Origin of the sequence: Desulfosarcina cetonica JCM 12296, assembly GCF_001311845.1 — a bacterium.
GTDB lineage: Bacteria > Desulfobacterota > Desulfobacteria > Desulfobacterales > Desulfosarcinaceae > Desulfosarcina > Desulfosarcina cetonica.
Map to the genome: position 1 here is coordinate 1 of NZ_BBCC01000424.1, position 1,688 is coordinate 1,688.

At 65.5% G+C, this 1,688-nt stretch carries 1 protein-coding gene; it reads left to right on the forward strand.

Annotated elements, in window-relative coordinates; all coding sequences use genetic code 11:
- The coding region (locus tag JCM12296_RS34600; RefSeq protein WP_281492269.1) for a glutamate synthase central domain-containing protein at positions 1–1,688 on the forward strand (1,688 nt) is incomplete at both ends.

Here is a 1,688-nt window from a genome sequence, read left to right on the forward strand (position 1 = left end):
GGCCGGTGATCTGGCCCGCCAGGCGATGCCGCTCATCCGCATGCTCTTCGTGGGCAAGGGGCCTGACGGTGGTGACGTCGACGCTTTCGAACGGCGGCTGTTCTGCATGCGCAAGCGCGCCGAGAACCGCTTTCGCGAGGCCGGACACCCGGGGGAGGGCTTCCATGTGGTCAGCCTCTCTTCCCGCACCCTGATTTACAAGGGCATGCTCTTGGCCGATCAAATGGCCGCCTTTTTCCCCGATCTCATGGACCCGGCCATGGCCAGCGCCCTGGCCCTGGTCCACCAGCGCTACAGCACCAACACGTTTCCGTCATGGGAATTGGCCCAACCTTTCCGCTACCTGTGTCACAACGGCGAGATCAATACCGTGCGGGGTAACATCAACTGGATGCGCGCCCGCGAACCGCTTTTCCGGGACGGGATCACCGGCCGCCGCATTCCCGCCCTGAGCCCGATCTGTACCCCTGGCGGCAGTGATTCGGCGGCCTTGGACAACGCCCTGGAACTGCTCCTGCAAACCGGCCGGCCCCTGGCTCAGTGCATGATGATGCTGATCCCCGAGGCCTGGCAGCACCATGCGACCATGGGCTCGGCGAAGAAGGATTTCTACGCCTATCACAGTTGTGTCATGGAGCCCTGGGACGGTCCGGCGGCGATTCCCTTTACCGACGGCATTCAGGTGGGGGCCGTTTTGGACCGCAACGGCCTGCGGCCCAGCCGCTACACGGTGACCCGTGACGGTCGCGTGATCATGGCCTCGGAAGCCGGCGTGCTGCCGGTGGATCCGGCCGATGTCCTCAAGAAGGGCCGTCTGGAACCGGGGCGCATGTTTTTGGTGGATCTTGCGCAGCATCGCATCATTCACGACGACGAGATCAAGCAGACCATGGCCACGCAACGGCCCTACGGTCGCTGGCTGAAGGAGAACCTCCTGCACCTGGAGAACCTGGTACCGGCCAAGGCGCCACCACTGCCCGTGGGCGAGGCGCTATTGACGGCCCAGCGGCGTTTCGGCTACACGGCCGAGGATCTCAAGCTGATCCTGGCACCCATGGCGGTCAAGGGCATGGAGCCGACCGGTTCCATGGGCGACGACATTCCCCTGGCGATTCTCTCCACACGGCCGCGTCTGCTCTACGACTACTTCCGTGAGCTTTTCGCCCAGGTGACCAACCCGCCCCTGGACGCGATCCGTGAAAAGCTGGTTACCTCCCTGGCCACGCCCATCGGCCGGGAGCACAACCTGTTTGCCGAAACGCCCCTGCACTGTCGCCAGCTCTACCTGGAGCAGCCGATTCTCACGCCGGCCGACCTGGCCGCCATCCGTGGCGATACCCATGCCGACCTGCAGTCGGCCGAACTTTCCATCTGCTGGCCCCTGGCCGAGGGGGGTGACGGCCTGGCTGGTGCCCTGGAGGCGCTGTGTCGCTTCGCCGTTCGTCAGGTGGAGGCCGGCGCCCGCCTGCTGATTCTGTCCGACCGGGATATCCCGGAAGGCCACGCGCCCATTCCGGCCTTGTTGGCCACCGCCGCCGTGCACCATTACCTGATCCAGTCGGGTCTGCGTGCCGGTTGCGGGCTGATCGTCGAGACCGGCGAAGCCCGTGAGATTCACCATTTCAGCTGTCTGCTGGGCTACGGCGCCGGTGCCGTGGTGCCGTGGCTGGCCCTGGCCAGCATCGACG